This is a genomic window from Paenibacillus marinisediminis (genome assembly GCF_054343325.1).
Window position 1 is genome coordinate 130,105 of record NZ_JBTGUH010000009.1, and the last position, 15,245, is coordinate 145,349.

12 protein-coding genes are annotated in these 15,245 nt (G+C 46.0%); 1 reads left to right on the forward strand and 11 read right to left on the reverse strand.

Translation table 11 applies throughout. The annotated features are described in order from the left end of the window. The first annotated feature begins 49 nt into the window (after positions 1–49). Complete coding sequence (locus tag ACXX53_RS18295) at positions 50–988, forward strand: helix-turn-helix transcriptional regulator (protein ID WP_458570126.1); 939 nt, start codon at positions 50–52, stop codon at positions 986–988. A gap of 278 nt (positions 989–1,266) precedes the next feature. Here the strand turns inward: ACXX53_RS18295 and ACXX53_RS18300 are convergent, their stop codons facing one another. From ACXX53_RS18300 to ACXX53_RS18350, 11 genes are all read right to left on the reverse strand, one after another. Beyond that, positions 1,267–2,934, reverse strand: coding sequence for a DUF4091 domain-containing protein (locus ACXX53_RS18300; RefSeq protein ID WP_458570127.1), 1,668 nt, complete (start codon positions 2,932–2,934; stop codon positions 1,267–1,269). A gap of 45 nt (positions 2,935–2,979) precedes the next feature. Continuing rightward, on the reverse strand, positions 2,980–4,191 hold the full coding sequence (locus ACXX53_RS18305) for an MFS transporter (protein ID WP_458570128.1): 1,212 nt from the start codon (positions 4,189–4,191) through the stop codon (positions 2,980–2,982). A gap of 78 nt (positions 4,192–4,269) precedes the next feature. Further along, entirely contained in the window at positions 4,270–5,007 is a 738-nt protein-coding gene (locus tag ACXX53_RS18310) for an MgtC/SapB family protein (RefSeq protein ID WP_458570129.1), read from the reverse strand. A gap of 80 nt (positions 5,008–5,087) precedes the next feature. Next, on the reverse strand, positions 5,088–5,810 hold the full coding sequence (locus tag ACXX53_RS18315) for a glycerophosphodiester phosphodiesterase (protein ID WP_458570130.1): 723 nt from the start codon (positions 5,808–5,810) through the stop codon (positions 5,088–5,090). Between the two features lie 18 nt (positions 5,811–5,828). Beyond that, on the reverse strand, positions 5,829–7,277 hold the full coding sequence (locus ACXX53_RS18320) for a leucyl aminopeptidase family protein (protein ID WP_458570131.1): 1,449 nt from the start codon (positions 7,275–7,277) through the stop codon (positions 5,829–5,831). Beyond that, on the reverse strand, positions 7,274–8,176 hold the full coding sequence (locus ACXX53_RS18325) for a metallophosphoesterase family protein (protein WP_458570132.1): 903 nt from the start codon (positions 8,174–8,176) through the stop codon (positions 7,274–7,276). Before ACXX53_RS18325 ends, ACXX53_RS18320 begins: the two co-directional genes overlap by 4 nt. Positions 8,177–8,211: 35 nt before the next feature. Continuing rightward, positions 8,212–8,871 carry an HAD family hydrolase gene (locus ACXX53_RS18330; RefSeq protein WP_458570133.1) on the reverse strand — a complete coding sequence of 220 codons (660 nt, stop codon included), beginning with the start codon at positions 8,869–8,871 and terminating at the stop codon, positions 8,212–8,214. 46 nt (positions 8,872–8,917) lie between these two features. Beyond that, positions 8,918–11,800, reverse strand: coding sequence for an alpha-mannosidase (locus ACXX53_RS18335; RefSeq protein WP_458570134.1), 2,883 nt, complete (start codon positions 11,798–11,800; stop codon positions 8,918–8,920). Further along, the gene (locus ACXX53_RS18340) at positions 11,800–13,167 is read right to left on the reverse strand and encodes a family 4 glycosyl hydrolase (protein WP_458570135.1); all 1,368 of its coding nucleotides are present in this window, start codon (positions 13,165–13,167) and stop codon (positions 11,800–11,802) included. Before ACXX53_RS18340 ends, ACXX53_RS18335 begins: the two co-directional genes overlap by 1 nt. Beyond that, positions 13,164–14,123: a carbohydrate kinase family protein gene (locus tag ACXX53_RS18345; protein ID WP_458570136.1), complete on the reverse strand. Its 960-nt coding sequence runs from the start codon at positions 14,121–14,123 to the stop codon at positions 13,164–13,166. Before ACXX53_RS18345 ends, ACXX53_RS18340 begins: the two co-directional genes overlap by 4 nt. Before the next feature lie 95 nt (positions 14,124–14,218). Next, the gene (locus ACXX53_RS18350) at positions 14,219–15,226 is read right to left on the reverse strand and encodes a LacI family DNA-binding transcriptional regulator (RefSeq protein ID WP_458570137.1); all 1,008 of its coding nucleotides are present in this window, start codon (positions 15,224–15,226) and stop codon (positions 14,219–14,221) included. Positions 15,227–15,245 lie beyond the last annotated feature (19 nt).

Consider the following 15,245-nt stretch of genomic DNA (forward strand, 5'->3'; position numbering starts at 1 on the left):
ATAAAATATAAAGGTATCAAAAATTGACACCTTTATAAGGGGATTTACGATGAAGAAGTCAGAAAGATTAAATGACATGATCAGATACTTAAACGGCCGGGAGTTCTTTAATTTAAGTGACTTAATGGATAAATACAATATTTCAAAAAGTACGGCCTTGCGTGATATTAGCTCATTAGAGCAATTAGGTATGCCCATTTTTTCAGAACAAGGCAGACATGGACGATACGGCATTTTAAAAAACAGGTTGTTATCGCCCATTATTTTTACGATTGATGAGGTGTATGCCCTGTATTTTGCCATGTTGACGTTAGAAGCTTATCAATCAACGCCATTCCATTTAATTGTCAATCAACTTAATGAGAAGTTTGAAAACTGTCTTTCTAAAGAACAAATCAAGCAGATTCACAACATGAAAAAAGTCCTGCAATTTGAAATGTATCCGCATCATCACGTGAGTCGTTTTTTAGATAAGATTCTAAAAAGCATTCTTAATGAGAGCAGCTGTAGAATTCAATACGTAAAAAATGATCAGGAGACAAGTTACCATGTTCAATTTTTCAAAATTTCCGCCAAGTTTGGTCAATGGTATGCTGCTGGAATAGAGTTAAATACGAATAAATATAGAGTTTTCAGATGCGACAGAATAACCTTTATAGAAGAAGAGGACATCGAATCTCACTTTTCCATAGAAGAACTCGTTAGTCGCTCATTAGAAATTTACCGTTCTGAGAATAGTATTGACTTTGAAGTCGAGATTTTAGAACAAGCAGAGGATATTTTTTATAAAGAACATTATCCTTCGATGAAATTAGAAAGTAGCAATAACACAGTTATAAAGGGGTTCTATAATCCAGGAGAAGAAGAATTTATAGCTGACTATTTTATGAGATATGGTCATTATGTTATGTCAGTGAAACCTGAATCATTAAAACAAATGATCCAAGATCGATTAGAGTATCTTTTAGATCACTATCGAAAGATATAGTTGATTACTCTTTTCCAAGAAAATTTAGGCCTGCAATCTCGAATATGGCAGATTCAAAAGCGCAGGGACTTCTTCAGGAAAATTGGTAAGACTTAAATAGAAACTATATTCATTTAATCTAAAATAAAGCTTACCCTCTTCTGTATTTTCAGACTCTTGCACCTTATAGAAAGTCCAAGAGCCGCTTCGTCGTACTGAAGCGACCCTTTCATGTAAACTCTACTAAGTCCAAAGTTATTCTATTCCCGTAATCTAGAAACCTTGATTCTTGATGCTCTCTATAATGCCTTCTTTATCGCAGCATTAATATCTTCACGGCGCTGCAATAACCAACTTGCATCATGCGGATAATTCATGAACGTGAGCGATTCCTTCAGCCCCGACTCCATCACCGCACCCGCTTCCTCACGGCCAACTAAGCTTTCTAGCAACTGTAGCGCCCGCATGTCCTGAACGGCTTCTGCCATTTGCATGAGTCGAATGGACCCGACCGGACCTTCTGGACCTGGATACACCAGAAACGAATCCCCAGAAGGGAAAGCATACCCGGCATCCGTCACTTGATAAGGATCGATTGGATAGAGAGAGTATTGGCTGTTCCAGAAGTTATAGCCCCAATGGAGAAAGCCTTGCAGCTTAAACTTGTACAACTGCATACCTATTATACGCGTACGTTCACCCGGCATACTGAAGAAGCGGTTCGATACTTGATCCCATTGCCCATTGCAATAGTAGGTCCACAAGGGGTCTACCCCATTCGCATGGAACTCTTCCACATGATTGTTTCCGGGGATTGGGGTTCCCACTAAACCTTTCGCATAGAATTCATAGTCGGAAAGCGCATCGATGATTTGAATATCGTCCTGTATGCATTCATGCAGCAGGGTACGCGCTTGTTCATATTTCTCCAGGTCCTTTAAACCGGGTTCATCAGAGATGTGGAAGAAACAGCGATCGGTGATGCCTTTATTATCAATCCACGCCTTCAGCTCCGGTAAGAACTGCTTCAGAAATTGGGAATAAGCTGAACCGTAAGCATCCGTTTCCCAGCCAAATACCCGTTCCTGCCGCCCATCCCGTATAGCCATAATCTTAGGGGCATGCTTAGCTCCCCATTGCGTGAATAAGTGAGAGAACTCGATGTATTCAACCCCCGCCTCAAGGCACATATCGACCCACTGATTCAGCTTGGTGAAATCGAAGCCATACTGTCCCTCTCCAAGGAGAGTCACATCGACCAGCTGTACAGTCAGGCGTTCTCCGCCTACCTGTGTATCCAGCGGCGGGGTAAACAGCGGCGTCAAAATCATATTGATACCATGCTGCACAGCCGTTTGCACATATTGACGAACCAATGACCAGTAGCGGTCACTGAATACCTCTGTCTGATAATAGCGAGCGATGCAATCCGTATGGAACCACTCCGTACGAATCAGCGTTTGCGGTGGTAGAGTTGCTGGGATGACTTCCAGCTCAAAGACCTGTTCTCCGAGCAAGCCCTCTTCTTTAGAATGCAGCTGCAGTCTCAGCTTATGATTGCCTGCTGTCGTCGAATTCGATGGTTGAACCGTAATCCACAATGCACGCCATTGCCCTGGAAGACCGACCATATGGGGTCGCTCTTGGCTGGAGTACAACGGGTCGGGATATAATCCCGGCGTCGTTCGCAGCACATAATCATCATGCTTCGCATGATTCGGGTATTCCGAAGGAACGAGCCCGACCTGACGAATCGTGATCTCAGCGTTCAACTCGGATTCTGTTACAACACGCAGCTCTAGATCCGTTAACACACTTGCAGCTCGGTAAGCTAGCTGAAAAGAAAATATCTCACTGCGCAGAACACTGCCTTGTGAGTATGGCGGAGCTGTCAAATCTTCATCTGGAAATACTTTTGCTAAAGAAGATACGAGCGCAAGCTCCCACTGCGGCTTCTTCGTCTCCATATCCCAAAACTCCTTTACGATCATAATACGACACGCATTGAAACTCTAATTGTCCAGATGCAATTTATAACTTGGGTGAGGCTCTACAGCCCTTACCTTTTTCATATAGGCTACTAACCCACAAACGACAAACAGCGCAAGGCCCATGGAAAGAAAGACAAAACGATAACCAAAGTGCTTCAGATAAGGACCCATCAATAAGTTATAGAGAATATCAAACAACGTGGCCCCAGATACGATAATACTAGTCGCATAGATGAATTGTTCTTTAAAGCAGGTGCGAACAAGGAACAGCATCGTCGGATATACGATGGAGAAAAAGAAACCGGACAAGCTAATGAGCAGAACAGTTGAACCTCCACCAAGCACACCAGCTACAAATAACACGCCTGAGGCAAGCACAAACCAGAAAACGATTCTATAACTGTCCATTTTCTCTGTCACATATCCGCCTATTAATCTTCCGAGTGTCAGTAGACCAAAGAAGATCGATAAATAGAACGTGCTGCTCGAAATCGGTAATTGCAAATGCTCCCGGTTATACATCACAAACCAGTTCATAACCCCGTGCTCCACGATGCAATAGATGCCGACCGCTGCAATAAACAGATAGATTCGTTTATCACGGAACAGCCCTCGCTTGTCTTCTGCAAGCTGATGGGTTCGCTTATTCGCTTCCTCATCGGTATTCGCCTTAATCTTAGGGACATGAACCATGAAGCTGAATAACAACAGCAAGGCGATGATCCCTGCCAGTACCAACACAATCGAGCGCCATTGCCATGAATCCGCAAGCAGCATTCCCGTAATACTCTGCGTAGAGGATTGTCCTACTCCATATGCGAAATGCAGCATATTGAGAGCGAAGCTCTGATACACAAGAAAGAGAGAAGGCGTTAACAGATTCATTGTCATATTTAAAAAGGAGGCAAGCCCAGTCACGATAAATATAGAAACCAGCAGCATCGCATAATTACTTGTAAAGGATAGTCCTATAACGGAAAGAAGCAATAGCAGCAGCCCTGCTCGGATCGCCGTCTGCTCTCTTATTCGCTCTAGAATCCAGCCGCTCCCGAGACAGGATAGAAATACACTCAAATAACTTACACTCAGAATAAGCGACAACTGGCTGTGATCCAGATCAAAGGTCGCTTGAAAGCTTGGCAGCAGAAGTCCCCGCAAGCTATCCGATATGGCAACAACGAACATCATCACAAATACAATCACTTTGGTATGAATCGGATTATGAGCGGACATTCCTGAGCCTCGTTGTGCCTCCGACTTCATCTGTGTGCTACTTTGCTTGTCTGTTTTCATCTCACAAGTTTCACCATTCTATAGGTTCGAAATTTCAGATACCTCAATATGTAAGATATCTTTATGCTTTAGCAGGTTTTCGATCAGATGATTCATCTTATCAGGCTTAAAGAACTTTACATTCACTTCAAGATAGATAGCGCTTTCAACATGCTTCTTCTCATGTTCGTATTCACCTGTATTCAGAGAAATATTATTGGTGGATACACCAAACGAATTAAGCTTCTCCAGCAGCACACTGATGAGATCATAGTTGTTGGATAATACAAACTTCATTCGTTTGTACGTGTGCTTCTTAATCCAGTACTTCTCAAATTGGTTGAAGAAAAACAAGACCACCACCACCGCTACCGCTGTCAGCACCGCTGCGTAATAGAAACCTGCACCTACCGCTAACCCTATCGCTGCCACGACCCATAATGAAGCAGCAGTCGTTAAGCCCGATATCACAAATCCGGTTCGAAGAATGGTACCTGCTCCGAGAAACCCTATGCCACTGATGACTTGCGCTGCTAAGCGGGCTGGATCTAGGCGAACATTAGGTTCATTTGCAAATTGGGCAAAGCCATAGGTTGACAGCAGTACAATTAATGTCGAGCCTACACAAACTAAGATATGTGTTCGGAAGCCTGCTGAGTGGTTGCCCAGTTCGCGCTCAAAACCTATGACACCGCCGACAATGATTGAGATAATAATGCGGAGGCTAATCTCATATTGGCTGATCTGCCAGACTTCGGGATTATATATCAATTCCATGTCCATCCCCCTTTAAGCCGTCCCGCTTATACAGCGTTCTTATCCATCAGTAGAACCAAATGCCTGTGAATACGTTCTTCTTACTTCGACGCCTTCAGAGATAACAACAGCTCCGGCTCACAGGTTGTGATCGCTGTGACTCCGATATCGATGAAGTGAGCCATATCATCCGCATCATTAACGGTATACACCCATACGGCTAAGCCCTGCTTCTCGCCGCACGCTACAATTTCGCGTGCACAAGTGTTATACGACATGTTTAAGCCATAAGCACCTTCGTGTGCAGCCTGCGCACAGATCCGCTCCGCGAACTCAGTATAATGGGCAATCTCTTCTTCACTTAAGAGATCAGGCGTGTTATAAACAACGCGAATATCCTTATAACGTTCGGTAATGCCTTCACTGCAGCCAGTCACATAAACGAGATGCTGTGCACCTATGGATCGAACTAGCTGCATCGTTGGCTCAACCGCCTCCAAGTATTTGATATCGAGATTTAATTTCACGTCGCGCTCCAATGCAACGGTCAACACATCCGATAATTTCACGATCTCAGATTGCTCATAAATAGAACTTAACTGCACACGCATCTCAGGCTGATTGAGTTGATCATACGTATACTGCTCTAGCAGTGGAGAGTGGTCATGCAGCAGCACGACCGTCCCATCCGCCGTCACCCTCAGATCAATTTCCACAATATCTGCGCCGGAATCTACGCCTTCTAAGAAGGATTCCATCGTATTGTCTGGAGCCTTGCCACCTCCTGTATGCGCCCCTATTAGTGGGAATTTCAAAGAGTTCATCCCTATCCACCTCCAAACTTATACGGAGCGTTTATCCGCTCGTGCTGCTACAAAGTCTGACAATAGGCGTGCTCCATAGCCTGTAGCACCAGCCGGAATGTATCCTTTCGTTGACGAAGCATCCTTCATTGCAGCCATGTCAATATGCGCCCAACGCAGGGAAGGATGTACGAATTTGCGTAAGAACAACGCCGCGGTTATCGCTCCCGCTTCCCCAACCGAGCTTATATTGCATACGTCAGCGTATATACTCGACAAGTAATCCTCATATTCATCGGCCAGAGGCAGTTCCCAGACCTTCTCCCCGCTTGTGCTGCCTAAGCTCCGTATCGTGGATACCGTTGATTCATGTCCCCATATGCCAGCATATTTGGAGCCGATTGCCCCTTGACAGGAATAGGTGAGCGTTGCCATATCCACCGCTTCAACCGCACCTAATCGGTGAGCATGCAGCAATCCATCAGCAAGCACGAGTCTTCCTTCCGAGTCGGTGTTACCGACCTGAACGGATAGACCGTTCGGGTATTCGAGTACGTCTCCAGGTACCATTGCTCTGCCGTCAGGCATATTCTCCGCTACAGGTATAATCGCAACGACATTAGCTTTGGCATTCGAGCGTGCTAGGATGTCCATTGCACCGATGACTCCAGCGGCGCCCCCCATATCGATGCGCATATCGCTAATATCATGGTCGCGTTTCAAGCTGATCCCGCCCGTGTCGAATGTGATACCTTTGCCGACTAGTGCGATCAGATCCAATTCAGTGTCCGTGCAGTAGCGCATCTCAATCATGACTGGCGGATGCTCGCTTCCTCGACCGACATTGATGAGACCACACATCCGATGTTGTTCGAGCTCCTCGCCCCTATACAGCTTGATTTCCACTTTCGTGTCCGCAAATCGCTCTACGACGCGTTCGGCGAGGGTATTCGGCCGCATATGATTGGCCGGCTCATTGCCCAAGTCACGGGCAAGTTGAATGCCTCCTGCACGAATTTCGCCCCAAGCTGCTGCTTCCTTGTTCTCCTCGTTGTCTGCAAGATCAAACGTAACGGTTTCTATGAAACGATTCATTTTTCTCGACTTATATTTATCAAACGAATAGTCACCAAGCAGCCAACCTTCTACCCATGCAGTAATCGCTGCGCTGCTATTCATCCCCGCCACAGCCTTTGCAGCCAGATCGGGTAAACGCACTTCGACATGCATCAGTTCCTCTCTCTCAACTGCCCTAACTGCATTGCCTGCTGCTTCACGCAAGCATTCTGATTCGAATGCACTCACGCTTCCAAGCCCCACGAATAACAGATGCTGTTCACCATTTCGTCCGTAGTACCAAGTGATTGCCCCGCGATTACCAGCATGAGCTTTCAAGTTTACTTCTTGAATAGGTAACTCAGCAGTCTCTTTGAATAAAGGAATAATAACGACTTGAGCATCATCCGATTGCCCGAAATGGAATCTCATTGGATCACCTTCCCGTCTTCAAGTCGAAGCCATGTCGTAAAGTCACGTACGCCTTCCTGCAGCTGAATCACCCGTGCACCGCGCAGCAGCTTCCCATACGTGTTATAGCCAGTAACTCGACCGAAGCAGAGGCGGATGCCGTTCAGCAAACCGACATAGTCATTATCATGATCATGACCGACAAATGTACCCATCACATCCCCCATATCCACCATTGCAGCAAACATGCCGGAGTTCAACTTAGGACAGCATACTTGTTCCATCTTGTGGCCGTATACTCTGCCTTTCGCTAACACCGTTTCATATTCAGGCAGTGGAATGTGGAAGAAGGCTAGCGATGGCAGCGGAGCACCGTGTCTACTAGTTATTTTGCGAGACTCGGATACGTACCATGCGACTTGATCAGCATGGATCCACTCATACCCACCAATTTCTTCTGGAGCTTCCCTGCCCGAATCTAAGAAATAAAGGACTGCTTCTTCTTTCTCATCTGTTGAACCATTAATCGTAAGTACGTAGTTGCCGACACCCGTAATCTCTTTAGGGCCATGCTGTGCCAGACAAGTGTCATGTTCGAGCATGACATCCATCAATTCGTCGCGGGTAACATTCTCTTCAGAATCATGATTGCCGAATACACAAGCAAAAGGAATGCCTGACTTGACCGCTGGGGAAATCGCTAAGCGAAGTCCGCGTATCGGATCTTTAACACCATGGCTCCAGTTCTGATCACCAGTATGTATAATGAAATCAGGCTGTTCTTCCTGAATCAGCTTCTCCATTAGTGCAACCGACTTCTCGTCTTTCTCCGCTCCATCTATCCCGTCTCCAATATGAATATCCGTGAATTGCAATATTTTGAACGTACCATCTTCGCGAAATTTCAACTGCTTCTTCATGAATGAATTCCCCATTTCATGTCATTTTGGTACAGCTATTCAACTAGATTGATCATATCTTCCAGCGGCATCTCGCACAGTGATGACAGCCGGAGGTCCACATGCTCGAACGCATGATGCTTCGTCATGCTGTTGGGCACTGCCACACAATAAGCACCTGCCGCTTTCGCAGCTAATGTGCCGACCTGCGAATCCTCAAACGCTATCATTTCTCTCGGGTTCACACCCAAAGCTTGAATGGCTTTCTGATAGATTTCCGGATGCGGCTTCACATAAATCGCATCATCCCTAGTCTGCAGGACATCGAAATACGCAACCAAGTCATATCTCTTCAGATGCCCGATGGCCCATTCCGAAGAAGCGCTTGATGCAAGAGCGAGCTTCAACCCCATTCTCTTTCCGGCCTCCAGCACATCTACGACACCTGGCAACAGGTCCTGACTGAGGATCATTTCTTGGAAAATGCGTTTCTCCAGCTGTATAACCTCATCACGGTCGATCCGCTGTTCTAATAGTTCCTCTAAATAATCACAAGCAAGCGTATGGGTGTGAATGCCGCCGACCCAGCATTGCCACTTATCAAAAGAAATATCTTGTCCGTAGTAACGGAACACGTCACGATATGCGTGATAACTGGTCGTTTCGGTATCCAGTATCAAGCCATCGAAGTCAAAGGCGAGCGCTTTAATGTCCATATCGACTCTCTCCTCCATTAGCCGCCGAACAGCCCGACTGTCATAATCACTGAAACACAATGCGAACACTAGCTGTTTGATGAGCTCCTATATCAAAGGAAAGCTGGGACCCCTGTACCGCTACTGCAGCATCAGTAATCGTTCGTTCGTGGAAGTCAACGAAGTAAGCCTGCTTCACCTCGCGACTCAGTCTAAGCTTGACTTTCGTTTCTTTCCCTTCGGTTTCATAAACGCGCATGATCCATTCCTTCTCAACACTTATATGGCCTGACTTGCTTGCGTAGAAGTTGGCTTCAGGCACTTTAATCGCTGAGATCGCTACTTGACCTTGCTCTAGGCTGACAGCTCCATTGCTGAGCGGCAGCGTGCCTTTGCTTGCACTTACCGAGATGGACTCGAGCGGATGATGATAATGGTAAGCCTCTCGGATCATCTCTCGATTCTGCTGATGATCCGCTAAGCTGACTGCAAAGGTGAATCGATGCATGCCGATCTCTGGATAAGGATCCGGACTATAGGATGCACGCAGAAGTGTGATCGCCATCGATTGATCGACACCTCTGAATCCATGCTTCGCATCGGACAGGAGCATCACGGAACGGCTCGGCTCATCGCTATCCGCAGGAACCGCTGTCATAAAGCTGTTGGCTGGAACATCCTGCTGAATAGCTTCGCGTTCAATCGTGCCAAATGGAATATCATATCGGTACGCTCGGCATGCGTAGTTTACAGGCATATGGAAATTCAACTGAGGCGTGAATTCCCCTGATTGACCTATTTCCTTCCAATCGCATTCCAAGCTGTACTTTAAGTTGGTGCTGTTTCGATCGAGGGACACCGTTACTTTCAGCTTAGAGTTGCGGTAGCAAGCGCTGAACGTCATCGATTGACGAAGCCGATCGCTTCCAACGTCATAGCTCTCCAGCTTCCACTTGGTGATAGGCTCAACTTGACGGTATCGTCCAACCAGCCAAGCATTTCCACCACCGTTAAATGTATCTTCCTCGATGAAGCGGAATACCCCCGCAGGACGCAGTGGATCCACATATTCACGATTCGTCTGCTTGTCTACAAGTGATTGCAAGGTAAACTGCTCGATCTGGAACGCTGCCCGTATCCGCTCATTCTCCAATACGAGGTCATAACGTTCATTCGGCGGCAAGTTCTGTTCGGCTAGATAATGGTCATTAGCGGATAAGAAGGCTATGTCGCCGGGCTTCTCCTTCATGACATACGTGTTGTAGCCCATTGGAGGCACCTTTACCTTCAACAACACTCGCAGGAAGAAATGTCCCCAATGCTCAGCGAATCCGCGATCAAAGAATTGGAAAGGAACCTCGTCACCGTTTGCATCGTAGAAGGAAATCTGGCTCAGTTCCCCATTCCAATCCCAGATCACCATCTCAGCCAACTCATCACGCTCATCGATCGAACAGTTGAATACGTGGAATACGCGCGTCATCCCTTTGCCGCGTTCTGATTCTCCCGTTCTGCGGAAGAGATCTACGCCTACTCCAGCCCCCGCTCCCTCGGACATGCTTTCACGCACATCCTCATTCTCCACGATGTATGCCGAGGTATCGATCTGTGCAGCGATCCGACGCAAACTATTGCTCTTCTTCGTGTTCGCAGTCGCCAGAATGTCCTGCAGCAAGCCCATCGCATGCTCTCGCGTTTCTAGCACGCAGGAGCCAGGCAGAATATCATGAAACTGATTGAAGCAGGTCTTCTGCCAAGCATCCGCCAAGTCGGCACTGTCATAACGCGTGCCGACTAATAGTGTGGAGAGGCTGCTAAACGATTCTGCTTCATGCAGTAAACTTTCGGAAGCGCGATTCGCCATCTTCAATCGCGACTCCGAGCTGTAACAGCCAGTGAAGATGAAGTTGAGCTCATCCTTCACGACCGGAAGTTGATCAGCTACCTGCTCAGCAAGCTCAAAATAGCGATGATATGTGCTGAACTCGATATTCGGGAAGATTGGCCAGGTCTGCATATCCAAGATGCGTTCGATATCGCGTCTTGTTGGACCTCCGCCATGATCTCCGACGCCGTAAACCTTCAGCATCGTGTTCAAGTTCGTTTGCTTGCAGAACGCTGGCACCGTCATCACCATCTCTGGCTCGATTCTGGAGTCATACCAATGCGGCTCCTTATAAGCGATGACCGAGCTGCCTGAAGGCGACATCCATCTGAATAGATGGTGCCCATTGTCACGATGACCACGGCAGTAGTAATAATATTTGACTCCGCCATGCTTCAGCGCTTCGGGCACATTGATGCTGTGGCCGAACGTATCGGGTTCGAAATCGATCTGCAAACGATCGGGATCGATCTCAAACAGTTCAGATAAATATTGCTTCGCGTATAACAGCTGACGAGCCATGCTCTCTCCGCTCGGCATATTCTTGTCTGCTTCTACCCAAGTGGAGGCGGTTAACTCCCAACGCCCCTCTTGAACACGTGCCTTAATCTCAGAGAGCATCTCTGGATCATATTTCTCTACGATCTGGTAGCTCGCCGCTTGCGAATGCGAGAACAGATAATCCGGATACTCTTCCAGAAGGTCGAGCATCGTACGGAATGTATTTAATGTAGCTGACACAGTCTCAGTCCAGCCCCACATGAAATTCATATCCAAGTGAGCATGTGCTGCGCACAAAACCGTGTATTGCTTGGCTTCCTTCGATAGCGACGCCAGCTTCCGTTCTGCTTCTTTCGCAACCAGCTCCGTGATGGTGCCATCCTCGTTCAACTTAGCGAGTACATATTCGATGACGGGTGCGATGGTGGAATCAAGTGTATGATCTTGAACCAGAGAGACACGATTAATGTATTCCAGCTGGGAAACGATTCGCTTCGCCCAATACTGCTTCGGACATACCTTAACCAGCATCGAAAGAAGATGATGTGTGTTGTTTACAGACATTAGCTCCATTCTCCCAACAGATCTCGATATTGTTCCAAGTAATCATCCACCAACTCTTTCGCAAGTGAATAGGATTGAATAAGCGGATGCACGGATAATGCCTTCACCGCAAGCTTTCTGGATCTCTTCGTAATCGCTTCAACCGTCAATCGCTCAAATAGCTTTACAGCCTTCATCAATATATACATATCTTCCGGAATCTTACCGATCTTCACCGCATGAGCACCATCTTTAGCTATGATGCAGGATACTTCGATGACATCGTCGTCTTCAAAGCCTTCAATGCTTCCATCGTTAGGAATCGACAATACGATGTTGTGCTGCTTTCCTGTTTGCAGCGACTCTACAAAGTCCAGCATGACACCAGCGTAGCCAAGTGACTCTGGCAGCTTAAGCTCCTCTACAGGCAGCATTTCCTTCGCTTCGGAATTGGTCTCCGTCGCCATATAGGAAGCTTCTCGTTTTTGTGTGTAGTAGAGGTAGATTTGCATTGCTTTTTCCGGGTTATTATCAATATCGATATTTCGAAGTTCATTCAGCATTTCTTTGTTGTTCTGCGCAATCATCTGACCGCGTGTCATCTTCGCTTGTTGAATGTTCGAAACTGATTTTTCCCTGTGATAATAGTAGTACAAGTATTCATTCGGCAAATAAGGCAGGTCCTGCAGCAGTTCATCATCGAACATCTTGAACTCTTCGATCGATTGAATGAAGCGCATATCCTTCTTCAGCTCTGGCAATACATCTTTACCGTCTCGAACCAGCTTTCGAATCCAGGAGAGATGATTCAAGCCGAATACTTCCGTCTCCAGATCTTTTTCGTCTACCCCTAGTGCTTCAGCGATGCGAAGCTTCGTATGACTGGGTGTATCGCAAATACCAATTACCCTATCATAGCCATAGCTGCGTAATGCTTGAGTAACCAGACCTGAAGGATTGGAGAAATTAAAGATCCAAGCGTTAGGTGCAACTTCTTTAGCCAACTCGCAGTACTCGCTCAGCACAGGGATCGTTCGCAGTGCCATGGAGAATCCTGCAGCTCCAGTTGTCTCCTGTCCAAGCAGGCCGCGTTTCAAAGCGATTTCTTCATCTATGTAACGTGATTGCTCTTTACCCACGCGAATCGTTGTCACGATGTAGTCTGCATCCTGCAGTGCTTTACGCGCGTCTGTTGTCACTTCCAGGCTCAGATCGATTCCACTCTGTTGAATAACGATTCTGCACAGCTTGCTAATGATATTTAGCTGCTCTTCATCTGTATCATGCAATACTAGCTTCGTTATACCGGATTCCACTGCCTTCAAGGTTAAGCTTTTCGTAAATAACACCGCTCGTACGCCGCCGCCGCCAATTAATGTTAATTTCATGCTTGAACCTCCATTTGATGCAATATAGTATGATGATGATCTGCTATATATTGCTCCAGTGTTTCAAGATTCGGTGTTCCCGTGCTTCCGCCATAGCTGCGAACGGAGAAAGAACCGCAGGCATTGCCGTACATTAAGCCTTTCTCTACAGGTTTATCGGACAGGAAGCCGTACATATATCCCGCATTGAAGGAATCTCCTGCGCCAGTTGTATCTACAGCATCTACGATGAAACCAGAGCGATAAGTCAATTCACCTTGCACACAAGCGACTGCGCCTTTTGCTCCAAGCTTAAGGACGAAATGCTTGGAGTACTTTCGCAAAACCTCAATGCTGTCAAGAATGTTTGACGTTCGCGTATAATGCAAAGCTTCTTGTTCATTCATGAAGAATACATCCATATACGTCATTAGCTCCATGACCCCTTGATACCATTCGCCGGTATCATCCCATCCCGTATCGCAGGATAGGGTAATTCCTTCCGCTTTCAGCTTCTTGACTAGGGCGATAAAAGTCTCATGATTCTGTCTTCCTTTGTATCCCGTTAGATGAATATGTCTTCCTTGCGTAATTTCGAGGAGATCAACCTGGTCGAGATTGACCTCTTGATTAGAACCCATATAGGTTATAAAGGATCTATCTTTTTGCGGATTAACCGCAATCGAGATACCTGTATTATTCATTTCGCTCCGTTTGATCTGTCTGGTATCGATTCCAGTTTGTTTAAATTCATCTAAGATGAATTCACCAAACTGATCTTTTCCTAGAACACCGTTAAACGCTAGCTTCATTCCTAGTTTTGCAAGCGAGAGCGAAAATAAAGCTGCTCCACCTCCAACATGAATCTGCATCATATCTACAAATATCTCTTCACCCGGTGAAGGCATTGTGGTACTTCCACCAACCACGAGATCAATGTTGGCATCTCCTATAACTACAGCATCATATCGTTTCAAGTAATACCCTCTCCTCTCATACATGATGTCTTCAAAACGGATATGGTATCGTTACCATATTGCTTTAAAAAAAATATGATTTCTCTGTCTTATCTTTAGTCCATACGTTTACAGCTTTCTCTAATAGCTAGTTCATGTTGTAAGATTATATCGTGCTTCACGGTGTCCGGATCTGTGATCATTGCCAGTAACGCGTGAACGGTCTCAGCACCCATATGCTCAATAGGCTGCTCCATGGAAGTAAGACGCGGACGAACGATCTCCGTAAATGCACTGCCGTCAAAGCCTATAATCGAAATATCTTCCGGAACGGATAACTGGTGATCTCGAACGCAATTCATCGCCCCAACAGCCATATCATCACTGACCGCAAATACAGCTGTAGGCAATGGGTTGCATTGCAACAGTTCGCCCATTAAATCATAACCGCTCTTCATCTTATAATCGCCAAACTTAATATATTCGTATCTCACATCTTGACCATGAGTCGTTAATGCATCCCGAAAGGCAACATATCGATTCTGGCCGGACGTGATGTCTCGCATATCTCCGCCTAGAAGAGCAATTCGTTTATGCCCGAGATCAATCAGGTACTTCGTTGCATCATAAGCCGCCTTATAATCATCTACAATGACCGAAGGGTACTTCTGGTTAATCGGCTTCACGCTGGAGAAAATAATTGGAATATTGGATTTATCTAGAAGATGCTTGATTTCACTGTTAATCTTCTCATGCATGATGATAATGCCTTCAACACGCATCTCGTTAAACACATTCAAATATTTAAGCTCTTTATCTTCATTTTCCATGATATTACACACTAATAGGTTATAGCCATTCTTACTCGCAGCCTCTTCAATGCTGCTCAGAATGGTAGAGTAGAAGCTAGAAGTTAAATCAGGAACAATTACTCCAAATAGATTCGTCTTCTGCCTAACCAAGCTTCTTGCGATATGGTTCGGTGTGTAATTGAGCTCCTCGATCGCCTCTAATACTTTCTTCTTCAATCTCTCACTCACATACTTTTCATTATTCAACACTCGCGAAACCGTTGTTAGTGAAACACCCGCTTTGCGGGCAACATCTTTAATTTGAACTGACATTCTTGAAATCACCTTTTCC

Coding starts and splice junctions, on each gene's coding strand:
- ACXX53_RS18350 (WP_458570137.1), bottom strand. CDS start 15,226: ATGTCAGTTCAAATTAAAGATGTTGCCCGCAAAGCGGGTGTTTCACTA.
- ACXX53_RS18330 (WP_458570133.1), bottom strand. CDS start 8,871: ATGGACATTAAAGCGCTCGCCTTTGACTTCGATGGCTTGATACTGGAT.
- ACXX53_RS18300 (WP_458570127.1), bottom strand. CDS start 2,934: ATGGAGACGAAGAAGCCGCAGTGGGAGCTTGCGCTCGTATCTTCTTTA.
- ACXX53_RS18340 (WP_458570135.1), bottom strand. CDS start 13,167: ATGAAATTAACATTAATTGGCGGCGGCGGCGTACGAGCGGTGTTATTT.
- ACXX53_RS18310 (WP_458570129.1), bottom strand. CDS start 5,007: ATGGAATTGATATATAATCCCGAAGTCTGGCAGATCAGCCAATATGAG.
- ACXX53_RS18295 (WP_458570126.1), top strand. CDS start 50: ATGAAGAAGTCAGAAAGATTAAATGACATGATCAGATACTTAAACGGC.
- ACXX53_RS18325 (WP_458570132.1), bottom strand. CDS start 8,176: ATGAAGAAGCAGTTGAAATTTCGCGAAGATGGTACGTTCAAAATATTG.
- ACXX53_RS18305 (WP_458570128.1), bottom strand. CDS start 4,191: ATGTCCGCTCATAATCCGATTCATACCAAAGTGATTGTATTTGTGATG.
- ACXX53_RS18315 (WP_458570130.1), bottom strand. CDS start 5,810: ATGAACTCTTTGAAATTCCCACTAATAGGGGCGCATACAGGAGGTGGC.
- ACXX53_RS18335 (WP_458570134.1), bottom strand. CDS start 11,800: ATGTCTGTAAACAACACACATCATCTTCTTTCGATGCTGGTTAAGGTA.
- ACXX53_RS18320 (WP_458570131.1), bottom strand. CDS start 7,277: ATGAGATTCCATTTCGGGCAATCGGATGATGCTCAAGTCGTTATTATT.